This is a genomic window from Winogradskyella wandonensis (assembly GCF_004346845.1).
Lineage (GTDB): Bacteria > Bacteroidota > Bacteroidia > Flavobacteriales > Flavobacteriaceae > Winogradskyella > Winogradskyella wandonensis.
Window position 1 is genome coordinate 562,818 of record NZ_SMGI01000001.1, and the last position, 18,381, is coordinate 581,198.

An 18,381-nucleotide genomic window follows, 5' to 3' on the forward strand; every position below is an offset into this window, starting at 1 on the left:
TTTAAAGCGACAGTGTTTTTTTAATTTTCTAAGTAGAGGTTTAATCTCTATCTGCTGTAAAAATAATCAGATTTGTTAAACTTTTGTTTAACTTTAAGATGAAATACCATTTTGAAGGTACTTTGAAATCAAATAAATCAATCTGTATTATGAAAAAACAAATACTCACACTAATAACTCTTATGGCTTTTTTGGTTGGCTCTGCCCAAAACTCAGAAGAAGCGGATGTCAAACAGACTATAATTGATTTTTTTGATGCTTTCCATAAACAAGATACTGTAAAGTTAAAATCAATGGCAAAGGGCAATATAACTATGCAATCAATCTCTGTTACCAAAGAAGGTAAAACACGTTTAGATGAAAACGATTATTACGCTTTTATAAAAAATATCGCAGGCATACCAAAGGATAAGACCTTTGAAGAAAAGCTCTTAGACTATAAAATTCAAGTAGATGGTAAAATGGCTAATGCTTGGACGCCTTACGAGTTTTGGTTTAATGGTAATTTTAGTCACTGCGGTGTTAACTCCTTTCAATTAGTTAAGGAAGACAACGATTGGAAAATTATCTATTTGGTAGACACACGACGACGTCAAGGATGTCAGTAATAGAAGCTTAGATAAATTAGAAAATACTTCTTCAAACAGACAAAAATCTAATTAATCTAAAAATCTAGTGGTCTTATAATCCTAAAAGATTAACAATCACTAATATTAACCTGAACTGCCAAGCCGCCTTCGCTGGTTTCTTTGTATTTGGTTGTCATATCTTTTGCGGTTTCCCACATGGTAGCAATTACTTTGTCTAATGGAATTTTTGCATCTTTTGGGTCGCCATCTAGTGCCATTTCACAGGCATTTATAGCTTTAATGGCGCCCATAGCATTACGTTCTATACATGGGATTTGTACGAGGCCTGCAATCGGGTCACAGGTTAATCCTAAATGATGCTCCATAGCAATTTCTGCTGCCATTAAAACTTGCTCAGGTGTACCGCCCATAAGTTCCGTTAGTGCTCCAGCAGCCATGGCAGAAGATACACCAATTTCGGCTTGGCAACCACCCATTGCTGCAGAAATCGTAGCGCCTTTTTTAAATAAGCTACCTATTTCTCCAGCAACCAATAAAAACTTTTTAATATCATCAAAATTACCATCGTGGTTTTCAATTACGAGGTAGTACATCAATACTGCAGGAATAACACCAGCACTTCCGTTGGTAGGTGCCGTTACAACACGACCTAGTGAGGCATTAACTTCGTTAACTGCTAAAGCAAAACAGGACACCCACTTAAGTATTTGTCTAAATTTTACTTCAGTATTTCTTATGGCTTTAATCCATTCTACAGGATTAGTATAGGCAATGTCACCTTTAAGCTTTTCGTGAGACTCAAAAGCACGACGCCTTACATTAAGTCCTCCTGGTAAAATACCTTGTGTATGACAACCCACATACATGCTGTCTAACATCACATCCCAGATGGCTTTTAATTTTTCATCAATTCTATCGAGTGTTCTTAGTGATAATTCGTTTTTTAAAACTAATTGACTTATTGATAAATTCTCTGCGTGACAATAATCTATAAGCTGAGTGGCTTTTTCAACAGGATATGGGAATAAAGAGAATCTTTCGATTTGGCGTTTGGCGCGTTTTCGTTCTTGTTGAACTATAAATCCGCCACCGATAGAGTAATAGGTGTCAGATACTTTTTTACCATTTCTGAGTGTGGCTCTAAACGTTATTCCGTTAGGATGAAATTTTAAAAACTTTCTGTTGAACCTAATAGCGCTTTCAAAATCAAAAGGAATTGGTTTTTCTGAATTTAAATGAAGTGTTTTTGAACTTTTAACAATTTCAACCTGATGGCTTATCTCATGTATGGGGAAAGTTACTGGGTCCGTTCCTAACAACCCCATAATTACGGCAACATCGGTTGCATGACCTTTACCTGTTAATGATAAAGAACCGTAGAGTTCTACAGAAATAGAATCTACCATAGTAAATTGCTCTAAACGTTGCAATTTGTCTATCCAAGTATTTGCAGCACGCCATGGCCCTAAAGTGTGAGAGCTTGATGGCCCAACACCAATACTTAGCATATCAAAAACAGAAATACTTTCCATCAACGAAATCGATTTAGTTTCGCGGCAAATATACAGCTTGTTGTAATAAAAAAAGCCTGAATTTTTATTCAGACTTTTAATGTTTCTGTAGTTATTAATTATCGTCTAGGAAAACTTTCAATATTGTATGTCTCTATAACGCTATTAATATCGGAATAATCTGCACGACCCACATTATTTGCTGGTATTACAACAACTCTAAAAACTTGGTCTTGGGTCCATACATTAGCCAAACCATCTAAATCAGAACCTTCTAAAAAGAATCTTACATCAAATAGTGTAAAATCAAAATTATACACTAAATCATTACCATCTTCAAAAATTACAGTCTGCGGCATCAAACGCCAAATTTCTGTACCATCATCAAGAGTATCCCATAAAATATAAACAAGTGTAATATCTGTTTGTGATACGTCAAAACCATAAGCTTCTACATATTCGTAATTATTCGCAGCGTTAAAATCTACCACTATCTCAAAAGATGGAGGAATGGCTATCCCATCGCGTCCATCTTGACCATCAAAGCCATCAAATCCTGGAGGACCTTGCGGACCTTCACATGCTGTAAATACTAGAGTAAATGCGGTAATAAGTGTAAGTATACGTTTCATAATTTCTAAGGTTTTTCTTAGATGTATCAAATGTCATACCATAAATAAAGTCGAATATGAAATCGAAGTCGAAATTGGATAATACATTTTTCAAATTTCAAGTTCCGTTTCGAATTCAAATTCACAAATGTGACATCATGTCATATTTTTTTCGATGGCATAATCATTGACTTATAGAAATCGAATTATTTAATGAATCACATTACAATTTCTACCGAGGTAGAAACTATTAAAACTATAAACAAATTATGAGTAAGATTATTGGAATTGATTTAGGAACAACCAACTCTTGCGTTTCAGTAATGGAAGGTAATGAGCCTGTTGTAATCCCTAATGCAGAAGGTAAACGTACAACGCCTTCGGTCATTGCTTTCGTCGAAGGTGGTGAAATTAAAGTTGGTGACCCAGCAAAAAGACAAGCCGTAACAAATCCACAAAAAACAGTTTATTCTATTAAACGTTTTATGGGTAATAAGTATTCTGAATCTAAGAATGAAGCAGAACGCGTACCTTATAAAGTGGTTAAAGGAGATAATGATACTCCACGAGTAGATATCGATGGTCGTTTATACACACCACAAGAATTATCTGCTATGATTCTTCAGAAAATGAAGAAAACTGCTGAGGATTATTTAGGTGCAGATGTATCTAGAGCAGTTATTACCGTACCAGCATATTTTAACGATGCACAAAGACAAGCGACTAAAGAAGCTGGCGAAATTGCAGGTCTTAAAGTAGAGCGTATCATCAACGAGCCTACAGCAGCAGCTTTAGCCTACGGTATGGACAAAAAAGGTACTGACCAAAAAATCGTAGTTTTCGATTTTGGTGGTGGTACACACGATGTTTCTATTCTTGAGTTAGGAGATGGTGTATTCGAAGTATTATCTACAGATGGTGACACGCACTTAGGTGGTGACGATGTAGATGAAAGAATTATCGATTGGTTAGCAGAAGAGTTTATCAAAGATGAAGATATGGACTTACGTAAAGACCCAATGGCTTTACAACGTCTTAAAGAAGCGGCTGAAAAAGCTAAGATTGAATTATCGTCTTCGTCTCAAACTGAAATTAACTTGCCATACGTTACTGCAACGGCAAGTGGACCAAAGCACTTGGTACGTGCATTAACACGTTCTAAATTCGAGCAGTTAATTGACGATTTAATTAAAAGAACTATAGAGCCATGTGAGTCAGCGTTAAAAGCTGCAGGTTTATCAAAATCAGATATTGATGAGATTATCTTAGTTGGTGGTTCTACACGTATCCCAGCAGTACAAGAAGCTGTAGAGAAATTCTTCGGAAAAGCGCCAAGTAAAGGTGTAAACCCAGATGAAGTTGTATCTCTAGGAGCAGGTATTCAAGGTGGTGTATTAACAGGTGATGTTAAAGATGTTCTTTTATTAGATGTTACACCATTATCGCTTGGTATTGAAACTATGGGTAATGTAATGACAAAGTTGATTGAAGCTAACACAACAATCCCAACTAAAAAGTCACAAGTATTCTCAACTGCAGCAGATAATCAGCCATCGGTAGAAATTCACGTATTACAAGGTGAACGTCCTATGGCAGCAGATAACAAAACAATCGGTCGTTTCCACTTAGATGGAATTCCACCAGCAAAACGAGGCGTACCTCAGATTGAAGTAACCTTTGATATCGATGCCAATGGTATCATTAAAGTGTCTGCTGAAGATAAAGCAACAGGAAAGAAACAAGATATCCGTATCGAAGCCTCTTCTGGATTGACAGAAGAAGAAATTGCAAAAATGAAAGCTGAAGCAGAAGCTAATGCAGATGCAGATGCTAAGGCAAAAGAAACAGCTGAAAAGTTAAATCAAGCGGATGCTATGATTTTCCAAACAGAGAATCAGTTGTCTGAGTTTGGTGATAAATTATCAGATGATAAGAAAAAGCCAATCGAAGATGCGCTAGAAGAATTAAAGAAAGCGTACGAGACTAAAGATATCGCTGTTATCGAGCCAGCTTTAGAGAAAATAAATGAAGCTTGGAAAGTCGCTTCTGAAGAGATGTACAAAGCACAAGCCGAAGCTCAAGGTGGCGCTCAACCTGGACCAGATGCTGGTACACAAGGTCAGCCAGCTGATGAGAGTAGTGATGTGGAGGATGTAGACTTTGAGGAAGTAAAGTAAGTGAGATAGCAAATCTGTGATTTGCGTTATCGAACTTATGCTGAATTTATTTCAGCATCTCATAAAATTAAAAGCGCAACCGTTAATTCGGTTGCGTTTTTTTATTACTAATCTTAACACGATATTAATACATACATTTCAGCATATCCTTATATTAAAAGAAACTAATACAAAAATTAAACACATGAAAGTAAAAGCATACGCAGCAAAAGAAGCAAAAGGAGAATTACAACCATTCGAGTACGAGCTCGGTGATATCGGTAAAGAGCAAGTAGATATTAAGGTGGATTATTGTGGCTTATGTCATAGCGATATAAGTATGATTAATAACGATTGGGGCATGTCCGAGTATCCGTTGGTTCCAGGGCACGAGATTGTAGGTGAGGTTATCAATGTTGGTAGCGAGGTCAAAGGCTTAAAAAAAGGAGATAAGGTAGGCATGGGATGGTACAGTGCATCTTGTATGCATTGCAATCAATGTATGGATGGAAAGCAACATTTGTGTAATACGGCAGAGGCCACAATTGTAGGTCGTCATGGTGGATTTGCAGATGTGGTTCGTGGTCATTGGTCATGGGCAACAATCTTACCAGAAGGCATCGATATGTCAAAAGCCGGACCTTTATTCTGTGGTGGAATAACGGTTTTTAATCCAATTGTTTTATCAGGCGTTAAACCAACAGACAAGGTTGGTGTGATTGGTATTGGAGGCTTAGGACACATGGCTCTAAAGTTTTTAAAAGCTTGGGGATGTGAGGTTACAGCATTTACATCTAATAAGAGTAAAGAAGATGCTCTTAAAAAAATGGGTGCTCATAATGTTGTAGATTCGACAAACTCCGATGAGTTAGAACGTATCGCAGGAACTTTAGATTTTATTTTAAATACAACCAATGTAAAATTAGATTGGGATGCCTATTTAACCACATTAGCGCCACAAGGTAAATTACATACGGTTGGTGCCGTATTAGAGCCTATGGAAATACCAGCCTTTAGTATGATTTCTGGCGAAAAATCTGTTGGAGGAAGTCCATTAGGAAGTATAGCGCTTACACGAAAAATGCTAGAATTCTGTGTGCGTCATGATATTTACCCTACGGTTGAAGAATTTAAAATGGAAGACGTTAATAAAGCAATTAAGCATCTGCATGATGGGAAAGCCCGTTTTAGGCTGGTTCTTAAAGCCTAAAATAAATGCTCACTAAGTCACAAGCGTAGTCCAAACGATTACGCTTTTTTCGTTTATTAGTTTTACTTTGCATTCAAACTAAAAGAAATGTCTTTTTCATTAAAAATAAAATCTAATTATCAGCCTAAGCGCTTGGCCGTAAAATTAAATGCAAAAGGCGAACAGTCTGTTGTAAAAGGTCACCCTTGGGTGTTTTCTAATAGTATTGTTAAGGTTAATGAAGATGCAAAGACGGGTGATTTAGCTATTATTTTCAGCAAGAATAAAAATAAAGTTGTTGGTATAGGTTTGTATGATGAGAAATCGCCTATCCGAATAAAAGTCATTCATAATGCACAGACTAAGGCAGAAATAAATGCTGAATTTTTTCATGATAAAATTGAAAAGGCTTTTGCCTTACGAGCTGAATTATTAGCAACCAATACCAATAGTTACCGTTTACTTTTTGGAGAAAATGACGGTTTTCCTGGTTTGATAGCTGATGTATATGCTGAGGTTTTAGTCATTAAATTATATTCTGAAATTTGGTTACCGTATCTCGAACCCATTTTAAAAAGTTTACAAGATGTCTCTGAAGCAAAAACCATTGTAATTCGTCTGAGTCGTAATCTTCAAAATAGCAATAATTATAATTTGAAAGATGGTGATGTGGTTTATGGCGTCCTAGAAAATGAAGTCGTTCATTTTGTGGAACATGGCATTAATTTTTCAGCAAATGTTATCAAAGGTCATAAAACAGGTTACTTTCTAGACCATCGCAATAATCGCAGACGTGTAGGTGAGCTGAGCAAAGGTAAAACGGTTTTAGATGTGTTCTCGTATGCCGGAGGTTTTTCGGTACATGCTCTGGCTAATGGCGCTGATGAGGTGACGAGTTTAGATATTAGCAAGCAGGCTTTAGACATGGCTGTAGAAAACGGAAAGTTGAATGACTACCAAGGCATTCATAAAACCATTTCAGGAGACGCGTTTCAAGAAATGGAAGACCTCATTAAACGTGGAAAACGATATGATGTTGTAGTGATTGACCCACCAAGTTTTGTAAAACAAAAATCTGAAATTGATTTAGCTAAAAAGAAGTACGCACAACTAGCCGATTTAGGTATTCGTCTCACAGCTAAAAAAGGGGTATTGGTTTTAGCCTCTTGTTCATCTAGAATATTAGCGCAGTCTTTTTTTGATTTAAATCAACGTGTACTGAATGCGCAGCCGAGATTGTTTGAAACACAACTCAAAACCAAACATGATATTGACCATCCAGTAACCTTTGCTGAAGGCGCTTATTTAAAGTGTGGATATTACCGCTTCTTAGAATAAAATTATTATGCATGCATAATAAAATTTAATTTATATTTGTAAATAAATTAACTCTGTCACCTTGAGCGCAGTCGAAAGGTCTTCATAATTAAAATAAATAGTGTGTAACATTTAAAAATCCTCACTTCCGTGAGAAATAAATATGCAAACAAAACTTACCCAATTACTCAACATAAAATACCCAATAATCCAAGCACCTATGTTTTTAGTTTCTAACGTAGCTATGGTAACAGAAGCTATGAATGCAGGTATTGCAGGTTGTATTCCAGCTTTAAATTATAGAACATTAGAAGAGTTAAGAGCAGCGATAAAAGAGTTACATGCTAACAAGGTTGAAGGCGGTTCATTTGGATTTAATTTAATTGTAAATAAATCTAACGTAAAGTATAAAGGGCAATTAGAAGTCCTATGCGAAGAAGGTTGCGACTTTATCATTACATCATTAGGAAGCCCAGAGGAAACCATTAAACAAGCACACAAAGCTGGAATTAAAGTATTTTGTGATGTAGTAGATTTAAAATTTGCTAAAAAGGTAGAAGGTTTAGGTGCAGATGCAGCCATTGCTGTTAATAACGAAGCTGGTGGTCACCGCGGTAATATGACGCCAGAAGAGTTAACAGGATTACTAAGTAAAGAATTGTCCATTCCTGTGATTTCTGCAGGCGGTGTAGGTTGTAAAGCAGATATTGATAAAATGTTAAGTTACGGCGCGGAAGGTGTTTCCGTTGGTAGCCCATTTATAGCTTCAATAGAGGCAGGAGTAACTGACGAGTACAAGCAAGCCTGTGTAGATTACGGCGCAGACGATATTGTAATGACAGAGCGCATTTCTGGTACACCGTGTACGGTGATTAATACACCTTATGTTCAGAAAATAGGAACTAAGCAAACTTGGCTAGAATCTGTTTTAAATAAAAACCGAAAACTCAAAAAATGGGTGAAGATGATACGGTTTTCAATTGGTATGAAAGCCACAGAAAAAGCTGCCAAGAAAGCGACTTACAAAACCGTTTGGGTGGCTGGACCAAGTATAGAGCATACTAAGGAAATACTTCCTGTAAAAGATATTGTGGCTAAGCTTATTAACTAACAAATTTATTTTAGGACAGATTTAAGTATCAACGAAATTTTGGTATTTTTTTCTTCTTTTTAACATCTTTACATCTGCCGGAAACCTAAAGTTGATATCCCAAAATGGTAGGCAGATTACAAAGACCATGTGTTTGATTAGTGTGCGTTATTGTTGATAACTGTTTATAAGTCATGACTTTTGCTTATTGATATTTAGAATGCAAAAATCTAGCTTCGCTTATCAATCGATATATATCATTATTAACGATTCATGTCTTAACATTGTAGCCAATTGAAAATCAAGACTTAAAAAAATCTTATTCTACATTTGTAGAAGTTAAATGAAATCTCTACGTTTGTAGAATTAAAATATCATTATAAATGAAAAAAGTCTTACTTCTATTTATTATTCTACTTGGATTAACTTCTTGTAAAGAAAATACAGAAAAACAAACAACATCTGATGAAACATCAAATACTATTGAAAATTCTGCAGAAATGACAGAAGAGCAAAAGGATTTGAAAGAGAATGCGATACCAATTAAGAGCTTATCAAAGTTGAGCAACAAGATATATGATGAAATTGCAAATTTTGAAATATTAATGATTGGGGAAATGCACGGAACCAATGAACCTGCTGAATTTGCTTATGGGTTATGTGAACTTATTACTAAACACGAAGACAATGTGATAATGGCTATGGAAATTCGTTCTTCACTTATGAATAACTTGTCAGACGATATGTCAATTTCCCAATTAAAAGAATTGGATTTCTTCCGCAGAAAAAATTTTGATGGTAGAAATGGTGTAGCATGGCTTGATTTAGTACATAAGAGCATTAAAAATGAAAGAATCATTTTAAAATTCATTGATAATTCTTACCCGTCTTCACCCAGAGATTCGTCCATGTACAGGGAAATACGTAACATCCATAATAAATATCCGAATACCAAAATCGTCACTCTAACAGGAAATGTACATAATTCTTTTACACCCCTTTTTGACAAAGTAAGAATTGGAGGTTACTTGTTAAAAGATTCTCTTAATTTTAATTCTAAAAAAATCATGTCCATTAATCATGTATTTAGTGAAGGCAGCATGTTAAATAATGACGGTACAGGTTTAAAAATTCGCACTATTGAAAGAGAGAATAATATCTATAATACTACCTTATCCCATGATATGTTTTTATATAAGAAATTTCCTGAAGAGCAAAATGAATATACACATATCCTATATACTGATAAAGTAACAGCTTCAGAAATAATTAAAAAAGATGATAGGTAATGATAGAATATATCTCTTTTATAGAAAAATCGACTTGGCAAAACCAACTCAAGAACATAGAATTACAAATTGAAAATCCAATAAATCGAATAAAATAACTGGCTACAACACCGTGTATAATCAATGTCTTGTTCTCGCCTACTTACGAAAATTTGCTTTCGCACAGTTCGTACTTCGTGCTCGTGTCTAGCGGATTTTTGCTATGCACAGTTCACTTCGTTCGTGTCTATTCGGTTTTTATTTGCTAAATTAGGTTCTTAAACACGCTACTAATCATACGCAAACACGATAAGCGCAAAAGAAATTCCCAAGATTAAAATTATTATATAAAGTCTTAACTTAGCGTTGCATTCATCTTCAAATTAAAATCAATGAAAAAGTCATTATTACTACTACTTACTATTGCTTTGTTTCAAACACTTATCGCTCAAGACAAACGCCCTGAGCGTTTAGATAGCTTGTTTACCGCGTTATATGCCAAAAAGCAATTTAACGGTAATGTTTTAGTGGCCGACAAAGGCGAAGTGATTTTCAAAAAGAGTTATGGTATTGCTAATGAAGAAACTCAGCAAAAAATTAATAACAATACTATTTTTGAGTTGGCATCTGTTTCCAAGCAATTTACAGCCATGGGAATTGTAACGCTTCAAAAAGCTGGGAAATTGGATTATGATGATAAAATTTCGAAGTACATTCCTGAGTTAGATTTTTACGGTGATGTTACGGTTAGAAACTTATTAAACCACACAGGCGGTCTTCCAGATTATATGGGATTGTTTCAGCAAAAATGGGATAAATCAAAATTTGCCACCAATGAAGATATTGTAAAACTTGTGGCAGAGCATAGGCCAGAGGCCAATTTTCAGCCAGGCGAAAAGTTTCAGTATAGCAACACAGGTTATGCACTTTTGGCGAGTATTATTGAACGTGCTTCAGGGAAATCCTTTACAGACCATTTGGCAGAAACTAATTTTAAACCACTTGGGATGACCAACACTTTTGTGTATAGAAGTCGTTATGAGCCAAGAGATATCGACAATATTGCTTTGGGCTATATCGCAGATAATAGTGGAAATAAAGTGCGACCAGAGCATTTTGGTAATCAGATTCCGTTTTACTATCTCGATGGAATTGTAGGTGATGGTATGGTCAATTCTACTTTAGACGATTTACTAAAATGGGATAGAGCTTTGTATACAGATAAATTGGTTAACGATGCCGATAAAGCACAAATTTTTAATGAAGCAGACACTAAAGACGGAAAAGGCTCTGGCTATGGATTCGGATGGGGCGTTGGTAAATCTGAGAAATATGGAAGAATAGCTAACCACTCGGGGTCATGGGCAGGAAATCTTACATTTATAGAGCGTCAATTGGATAATGACAAAACCTTTATTATTCTTCAGAATAACGATACAGGTTTAAACGTTGTGCCTAGCAAAGAAGTACGAAAAATTCTTAATAACGAACCGCTTGAGATTAAGAAAACCATTAACCTTACAGCAGAAGAACTAGAGAAATACACGGGTATTTTTTCAAACGAAAACTTTCCTATTAAAATTGAATTCTTCGTAAAAGACGGTGTCTTAATGGGTCAAGGCGATGGTCAAGGTGCATTTCCTTTAGATAACTATGCTAATCATACCTTTAAGTTCGACCCTGCGCGAATTTCCTTGGTTTTTAATTTAGAAGATGATACTATTGACTTCACTCAAGGCGGACAGAGTTTTGTGTTTAAAAAGGAAAAGTAAAAGCTAAAGTCTTTATTTGTAACAAATTAAAGTTTCTAGCGTCTTATAAGTATACACAACAATAAAAAAAACAAAAGCTATGATTCATATTCCAGCATTATTATTAGGAACTGCAATAGGCACAGGTATTGGTATGTTAATCGCTCCAGAAAAAGGAAGCGATACGCGAGCTAAATTAAAAAAAGAAGGTAAAGACGTTAAAGAGCAAATCGTTTCAGATTTTAAAGAAGTAAAAGAAGATGTTTCCAAAGCAGCAGCTTCAGGTAAAGAAAAATTAAGTGATGAGATTGAAGAATTAAAAGTAAAAGCAAGCCAAAAAGCAGAAAAAGCTATAATGTTTTTAGAAAAGCAATTAGCCATTCTTAAAGCGAAGAATAAAACGCTTCAACAACCAAGCTAGAAATTTTTAAAGATGGTCGACTTAATTGTCGGCCATTCTTCTTTTAAAATACCATAACAACACGTACTTCGTCGAAAGCCATCTTTCATTACAGTATCTTTTCTTAAGATACCTTCAAGTGTAGCACCTAGTTTTTCTACTGCACGACGTGATTTCTGATTACGTTCATCAATCCTAAACTCTACTTTCTCAAATTCTAAAGTTTCAAAGGCATACTGTAACATTAAAAACTTCATATTGGCATTTAATTTGGTACCTTGAAATTCATGAGCAATCCATGTCCAACCAATATGTAAGATTTTGTTTTTCCAATTAATTAATCCAAATCTGGTAGAACCTGCGTAGGCTTGTTTTTCTTTATCATAAACAATAAACGGAATAATAGTTTTATGGTAATATCCATCTACAGCTACCTGCACATAATTGCGTAATTTATCTGGTGTAGATATATCCGAAGGCGAGTAGTAGATAAGGTCTTTTTGCTGAGCGATAGATAAAAGATGCTCGTAATTGCTCAAATCGAGTAAGCTAAGTTTTACACGATTATTTTCTAACGTAGGCACTATCATACTAACGCATTTATAAAATTAACGTTAACCACATGCTTCCCATCAAAAGGTAAAACCTCTAACCGATTTCCGAATAATTCTTTAGCACGTTGACGTTCTATTTCAATTCTTTCGGCATCTAAATATTCATCTTTAGTCCCGTAAATCAGTTTTATTTTGGTGTCTTCAGGTAGATAATCAAAATCTTTCGCTACTAATTCTTTTGGGATTCCGCCAGAGTGCAATACCAATTGACACGGTTGTAACTGACGTTTAACAACTAATCGAGTCGCAATACTGACACCTTGAGAATAACCGAAGACAATAAGGTTTTTATCCTCTGGAATTTGTTCAGCTTCTAGGACAGCATCTAAATAGTTGAGTATATTTTGCATACCAACTTCCGTATTGTCACGTGTGAGCCAATTAGCGCCAACATGCATTTTTGGTTGAATGTAGTACTTACTTGGCGCTTGCGGAGCTATGATGTAGTTTTCGTCAGGATTTAGGTCTTTAAAATATCTTAAAAAATACTTACTTAGATAACCCATACCATGAAAAACCAACCAGACATTTTTTGTGTTGTTAGACATTGTATTTAACGTAGTATATGAGTTGCTAGTTGTGTATATGATTTCTTTCTCTTCCAAATTCGTTTTTCCTTGCACTTTCAGTATTTTTGCATTCCGACATTAAAAGTAGGCATTACTATGCAAATATCTAAAGACGAATTGCTCAAAAAGGCCAACGCAGCAAGAAAAAATACGCTGATGGAAACCTTAGAGATTGAAATTGTAGATTTTACTGAAGAGACGCTGACGGCACGTATGCCCGTAACACCTAGAGTACATCAGCCAGATGGTGTGTTACATGGTGGTGCTACTGCAGCTTTAGCAGAGAGTGTTGGCAGTTTCGCGTCTCATATTTTTATAAATACTGAAGAGTTTTTTGTACGTGGATTGGAGATTACAGCAAACCATTTAAAGAGTGTAACAGAAGGTTATATTTACGCAAAAGCGTCATTTCTACACCGTGGGCGTACAACGCAACTTATAGATATCCGCGTGACTGATGAGGATGATAACTTAGTCTCTATTTGCCGTTTATCAACCATTACGTTGCCTAAAAAGAAGTAGATGAGCGAGTCAGCTTTTTTTGAACGCTTAGAGCAACAATACGACGCTCAATTACCTTTTGTAGTTTACAGTCGGCCTATAAACTCCATTATAAAATGTTGGTTACAAAAAGACGATGCCTTACATAAAACCAATACGTTTGAAGAAAGCGGCTTTGTGTTTTCACCTTTCGATTTAAATAATCCTGCGATAGTTTTACCACAGAACGAATGTGAACATCATGTCTTAGAGATAGAGAATCTTCAACTTGAAAGCGTTAAGAATGAAGACTTCGAATCTAATACGTCTGGAAAGCAAACACACATTCAATTAGTAGAAAAGGGTCTTGAGGCTATTAAATCTGGTCAACTTGATAAAGTTGTACTTTCTCGGTGTGAAGAACGGTTGGTCTCAGAGCATCCAATAACACTCTTTAAACGATTATTTAATACCTACAAGAATGCAATGGTCTATTGCTGGTACCATCCAAGAGTAGGTTTATGGTTAGGCGCAACACCAGAATTGTTGTTTAAAGTAGAAGGTCAACAACTAACTACTATCTCTTTAGCAGGTACTCAGCCCTTTAATGTAGATGGAACAGCTTCTTGGACAGAGAAAGAATTAAAAGAGCAGCAAATTGTTACGGATTACTTAGCCGAACAAATTGCACCATATACGGATAACACAAATATCTCCGAGGTAGAAACTATTAGAGCTGGAAATCTGTGGCATCTTAAAACACGTCTAATAAGCCGAATAGCTACGAAAACAAAGCTTAAATCAATTATACAGGCATTGCATCCTACGCCTGCAGTTTGTGGTTTTCCTAAGAAAAAGGCGATGCAATTTATTCTAGATAACGAAAACTATAATCGCGAATTTTATACAGGTTTTCTGGGTGAATTGAACCTTCAGTTTTCTAAAACACGAAATACAAACAGAAGAAATGTAGAAAACAATGCGTATAGTGTTGTAAAAAAACAATCTAATTTTTATGTGAATTTGCGTTGCATACAGATTACAGGTGGCAAAGCAAAGATTTATGTTGGTGGTGGTATAACCGAAGGTTCCGATGCAAATAATGAGTGGAAAGAAACGCAGAATAAAGCAAAAACAATGGGCAATATCTTAACATAAGTTAATTGCAGACTTATGTTTTATAATCCTCGTTGCACTTCGTATTTTTGTACTTAGATGAACTACTCTAAAATTCCATTAGCTCAAACGGTTGTTACCTTATGCAAAACGCATAATATCAAGCATATTATCATATCGCCTGGTAGCAGAAATGCACCGCTTACAATCGGGTTCACTCATGACGATTTTTTTACGTGTTACAGCATAGTAGATGAACGCTGCGCCGCTTTTTTTGCTATGGGAATAGCTCAACAAACCAAAGAACTTACCGCTGTAGTTTGTACATCTGGGAGCGCACTTTTAAACTATTATCCTGCAGTTTCAGAGGCCTATTATAGTAGAATTCCTTTGGTAGTTATTTCAGCTGACCGTCCAAAGCATTTGGTGGATATTGGTGATGGACAAACCATTAAGCAGAAAAATGTTTATGGGGAGCATGTATTTTATAGTGCTAATCTAAAACTTGATTTGAGAGAAGAAGCACAACAACCCCAAAAAGAAGAAGTTCCGCTTTTTAAAAATCTCGAGAATAAGGTCGAGAAGCTGTTGGGGCTTCAGAATGGTCTTCAGGCGCAAAACGAGACGGAAATACATAACGCATTAAATGCAGCCGTTTTAAATTCGGGTCCAGTACACATCAATGCACCTTTTGATGAACCTTTATACGAAAGAGTAAATGAATTAACAATTAGTCCTGTGCCGTTTGGACTTCCAAATATTGATGAGGTTATTGATGAAAACCTGATTGAAGATTGCCGTTCCTTGTGGAAAACGGCCAATCGTAAGTTGGTCTTAGTGGGTGTATTGCCACCAAATTCTGTAGAACAGCGTTGGATAGAAGAACTAGCAAACGAGGATAGTGTTATTATTCTAACGGAAACAACGTCTAACCTTCATCATCAAGATATCTTTCCTGGAATAGATAAGCTTATTACCGCCTTCGATGACGATGACCAAAAATTATTTCAGCCAGAACTTCTGTTAACCTTTGGTGGTTTAATTGTTTCAAAACGGATAAAACGTTATTTAAGAACGTTTCAGCCAAAAACCCATTGGCATGTCGATTTGTATCATGCAAACGATACGTTTTTTGTCTTGGATAAGCACATTCAGCTTCAACCAAATACGTTTTTAAAAGCACTTCTGGGAGAAAACCAAATAACTGTTAAGAGCAGTTACAAGCCAAACTTTCTAAAAATTAGAGAACGACGTAGACTATTACACGACGAGTATTTAAAGACTATTCCTTATTCGGACTTTACAGTTTTTAATTCAATTTTAAAATCAATTCCGCGTTATAGTCAGTTACAAGTAGGCAATAGTTCTGCGATACGTTATACACAATTGTTTCAGCTAAGAGAGGATATTACAGTCTTTTGTAATCGAGGTACAAGTGGTATAGATGGCAGCACGAGTACTGCTGTTGGTGCAGCAGTAGCTTCAGAAAGACCAGTGACATTTATAACGGGTGATTTAAGTTTTTTCTACGATAGTAATGCACTTTGGAATAATTACATTCCTAGCGACTTTAGAATCATTGTTTTAAATAATTCTGGTGGTGGTATTTTTAGAATACTGCCGGGTCATAAGAACACGGAGAATTTTGATACGTATTTTGAAACGAAGCATAATTTAAATGCATCAGATTTATCAAAAATGTTTGGGTTTGAATATGTTTCGGCTTCAAATCAAATTGAATTAGAAGATGCTTTAGTTGAATTTTATAAGACTTCCGATAAGCCAAAATTACTCGAGGTTTTTACGCCTTCAGAAATAAATGACACGATTCTCTTAGACTATTTTAAATTTATAAAGTAGTAAAATTCCTAATGTTTTGCCTAAACTATTGATTTTGAATGTTAAATTTCATTATCTTTAAGAGGTATTAATGTATTAACCTAAAAATTTATAAAATGAGTAAAAGAGACGAACTGATTGCAAAGTATGCCGCCGATTTAAAAGACAAATGCGGAATGAATCCAGATATGGATTTGTTAACAAAAGTTACTGTAGGTTTAGGACCATCAATTTATAACGCTGATGCTGCAACAGTTTCAGGCTCGGACGAAAAAGAGCTGGCAACTGTAAAAAACAATTTCTTAATTAAAAAATTAGGGTTAAAAGATAGCGCAGACTTAGACAAAGCTATCGATAGCGTTATAGAAACTTATGGTCGTTCTAACAGAAATAAGTACAGAGCTGTTATCTATTATATGCTTGTAAAACACTTTAAAAAAGAGTCTGTTTACTAGAATAAAATATTTTTAATAACAAAAGCGCTAGTTTCATTGGGAATACTAGCGTTTTTTTATGCTGAGTTTATTTTGCATCTCATAACTTTTATGCATAATTAAACTTGGGACTTAGAACTTTAAACTTCTAACTTTATTTACCTTTGCGGCATGATACATTTAGGCGAATACAATACACTTACAATTCTTAGAGATACAGAACCTGGTTTGTTTCTTGGTGATGGTGAAGAGAACGAAATTTTACTACCAAACAGGTACGTTCCAGAGACTTTTGAAATTGGTGACCAAATTGAAGTTTTTGCATACTTAGATAACGAAGAACGACCTGTAGCTACTACAGATAAGCCCTATATAAAAAAGGGTGATTTTGCATTACTGCGTTGTAACCAAGTAACTAAGTTTGGTGCTTTTTTGGATTGGGGATTGGTAAAGGAACTATTTTGCCCATTTAAAGAACAAGCCTTTAAAATGAAATCAGGTGGCTGGTATCTAGTACATTGCTATTTAGACGAAGAAACAGAGCGTTTAGTAGCATCTAGTAAAACCAATCGATTTTTAGACAACAAAGAATTAACAGTAGAGCGTTACGACGAAGTAGATTTAATTGTATCGCATCCATCAGAAATAGGGATGAATGTTATTGTTAATAAGCGCCACCTCGGCTTAGTCTTTAAAGATGAAATTTTTAAAGACATAAGCGTTGGAGACAGGTTAAAGGGCACCGTTAAAAAGATTAGACCTGGAAACAAGTTAGATATTTCCTTAAGTCAGATAGGCTATAGAAATATAGAGCCCAATGCTCAATTTATTTTGACAGAATTGGGGGATAATGGGGGATTTCTGCCACTAAATGATAAATCTTCGCCTGCTGATATTAAAGATGTACTCCAAATGAGTAAAAAAAGCTTTAAAAAAGCAGTGGGCTCATTATATAAAGAACGTAAGATTGAAATTAAAGACGACGGTATTTATCTTAAATAGCCGTTTCTAAACTTTTTTCAACCCATTGCATCGCATCTTCAAGTTTTTTGAAGATTTGCCTGTTGTACTTAAAAAATCGATTTTCAACTTCGAAAACACCGCGACCAAAAAGAGAATCACATACAACTGCGTACGCTTTTAAGTTGGGAAAGCAATTATTAAACTGTTCAGAATTACTTAAATCGATGGAGTAATTGTTTATCCTGTTACTAATTACACCAAATGGTCTATTATTAAAATGTGAGTTTATAAGTATGGCAGATTCTCTGAAGTTTTTCATGTCGATATGAACACCTTCATTAAATTCACTCACTACATATTTTTCAAAAAAATAAAGTTCACCAATTTTTACCTCTTGGTAATCTAATAGAGTAGGTGTGTTATTGTATTCAGTTATAGACATTTATAAAAAAAATTGGACTGCAAAATTACTATGCAAGCATA

The 18,381-nt window shown here is 35.3% G+C and carries 18 protein-coding genes; 13 read left to right on the forward strand and 5 right to left on the reverse strand.

The window, feature by feature from the left end:
* Positions 1-149 precede the first annotated feature (149 nt).
* Positions 150-608, forward strand: a complete 459-nt coding sequence (locus DFQ05_RS02600) for a nuclear transport factor 2 family protein (RefSeq protein ID WP_132703284.1) — start codon at positions 150-152, stop codon at positions 606-608.
* Between the two features lie 89 nt (positions 609-697).
* On the opposite strand, the gene DFQ05_RS02605 is transcribed toward DFQ05_RS02600, so the two are convergent.
* Complete coding sequence (locus DFQ05_RS02605) at positions 698-2,122, reverse strand: L-serine ammonia-lyase (protein WP_132703286.1); 1,425 nt, start codon at positions 2,120-2,122, stop codon at positions 698-700.
* Positions 2,123-2,220: 98 nt separating this feature from the next.
* Positions 2,221-2,733, reverse strand: a complete 513-nt coding sequence (locus tag DFQ05_RS02610; protein ID WP_132703288.1) for a collagen-like triple helix repeat-containing protein — start codon at positions 2,731-2,733, stop codon at positions 2,221-2,223.
* 248 nt (positions 2,734-2,981) lie between these two features.
* Between DFQ05_RS02610 and dnaK the strand changes: the two genes are divergently transcribed.
* The 7 genes from dnaK (at position 2,982) to DFQ05_RS02645 (ending at position 11,904) form a co-directional block, all read left to right on the forward strand.
* Entirely contained in the window at positions 2,982-4,889 is a 1,908-nt protein-coding gene (gene dnaK, locus DFQ05_RS02615) for a molecular chaperone DnaK (protein ID WP_132703290.1), read from the forward strand.
* Positions 4,890-5,073: 184 nt separating this feature from the next.
* Positions 5,074-6,078: an NADPH-dependent aldehyde reductase Ahr gene (gene ahr / locus DFQ05_RS02620; protein WP_132703292.1), complete on the forward strand. Its 1,005-nt coding sequence runs from the start codon at positions 5,074-5,076 to the stop codon at positions 6,076-6,078.
* Between the two features lie 87 nt (positions 6,079-6,165).
* Positions 6,166-7,395, forward strand: a complete 1,230-nt coding sequence (locus tag DFQ05_RS02625; RefSeq protein ID WP_132703294.1) for a class I SAM-dependent rRNA methyltransferase — start codon at positions 6,166-6,168, stop codon at positions 7,393-7,395.
* A 142-nt stretch (positions 7,396-7,537) separates the two neighbouring features.
* Positions 7,538-8,485, forward strand: coding sequence for an NAD(P)H-dependent flavin oxidoreductase (locus DFQ05_RS02630; RefSeq protein ID WP_132703296.1), 948 nt, complete (start codon positions 7,538-7,540; stop codon positions 8,483-8,485).
* A gap of 362 nt (positions 8,486-8,847) precedes the next feature.
* A complete protein-coding gene (locus DFQ05_RS02635; RefSeq protein ID WP_132703298.1) occupies positions 8,848-9,753 on the forward strand; it encodes a hypothetical protein in 906 nt (301 codons plus the stop codon).
* Between the two features lie 371 nt (positions 9,754-10,124).
* A complete protein-coding gene (locus DFQ05_RS02640) occupies positions 10,125-11,504 on the forward strand; it encodes a serine hydrolase domain-containing protein (protein ID WP_132703300.1) in 1,380 nt (459 codons plus the stop codon).
* A 79-nt stretch (positions 11,505-11,583) separates the two neighbouring features.
* Positions 11,584-11,904: a YtxH domain-containing protein gene (locus DFQ05_RS02645; RefSeq protein ID WP_132703302.1), complete on the forward strand. Its 321-nt coding sequence runs from the start codon at positions 11,584-11,586 to the stop codon at positions 11,902-11,904.
* Here the strand turns inward: DFQ05_RS02645 and DFQ05_RS02650 are convergent.
* Positions 11,901-12,473 (reverse strand): GNAT family N-acetyltransferase, encoded by a 573-nt coding sequence (locus DFQ05_RS02650; protein WP_132703304.1) that lies wholly within the window; start codon positions 12,471-12,473, stop codon positions 11,901-11,903. The two genes, DFQ05_RS02645 and DFQ05_RS02650, sit on opposite strands and share 4 nt — an antisense overlap.
* The gene (locus DFQ05_RS02655) at positions 12,470-13,120 is read right to left on the reverse strand and encodes an alpha/beta hydrolase (protein ID WP_338419696.1); all 651 of its coding nucleotides are present in this window, start codon (positions 13,118-13,120) and stop codon (positions 12,470-12,472) included. The genes DFQ05_RS02650 and DFQ05_RS02655 overlap by 4 nt, the downstream gene beginning before the upstream one ends.
* A 42-nt stretch (positions 13,121-13,162) precedes the next feature.
* On the opposite strand from DFQ05_RS02655, the gene DFQ05_RS02660 reads away from it, so the two are divergent.
* The 5 genes from DFQ05_RS02660 (at position 13,163) to DFQ05_RS02680 (ending at position 17,937) form a co-directional block, all read left to right on the forward strand.
* Positions 13,163-13,588, forward strand: coding sequence for a PaaI family thioesterase (locus DFQ05_RS02660; protein WP_132703306.1), 426 nt, complete (start codon positions 13,163-13,165; stop codon positions 13,586-13,588).
* Positions 13,589-14,704, forward strand: coding sequence for a chorismate-binding protein (locus DFQ05_RS02665; RefSeq protein WP_132703308.1), 1,116 nt, complete (start codon positions 13,589-13,591; stop codon positions 14,702-14,704).
* 57 nt (positions 14,705-14,761) lie between these two features.
* Positions 14,762-16,522, forward strand: a complete 1,761-nt coding sequence (gene menD / locus DFQ05_RS02670) for a 2-succinyl-5-enolpyruvyl-6-hydroxy-3-cyclohexene-1-carboxylic-acid synthase (protein ID WP_132703310.1) — start codon at positions 14,762-14,764, stop codon at positions 16,520-16,522.
* A gap of 95 nt (positions 16,523-16,617) precedes the next feature.
* Positions 16,618-16,956 (forward strand): DUF2853 family protein, encoded by a 339-nt coding sequence (locus DFQ05_RS02675; protein ID WP_132703312.1) that lies wholly within the window; start codon positions 16,618-16,620, stop codon positions 16,954-16,956.
* 150 nt (positions 16,957-17,106) lie between these two features.
* Positions 17,107-17,937, forward strand: coding sequence for a CvfB family protein (locus DFQ05_RS02680; RefSeq protein WP_132703314.1), 831 nt, complete (start codon positions 17,107-17,109; stop codon positions 17,935-17,937).
* On the opposite strand, the gene DFQ05_RS02685 is transcribed toward DFQ05_RS02680, so the two are convergent.
* Positions 17,930-18,340: a hypothetical protein gene (locus tag DFQ05_RS02685; RefSeq protein ID WP_132703316.1), complete on the reverse strand. Its 411-nt coding sequence runs from the start codon at positions 18,338-18,340 to the stop codon at positions 17,930-17,932. The genes DFQ05_RS02680 and DFQ05_RS02685 overlap by 8 nt on opposite strands.
* Between the last annotated feature and the right edge of the window lie 41 nt (positions 18,341-18,381).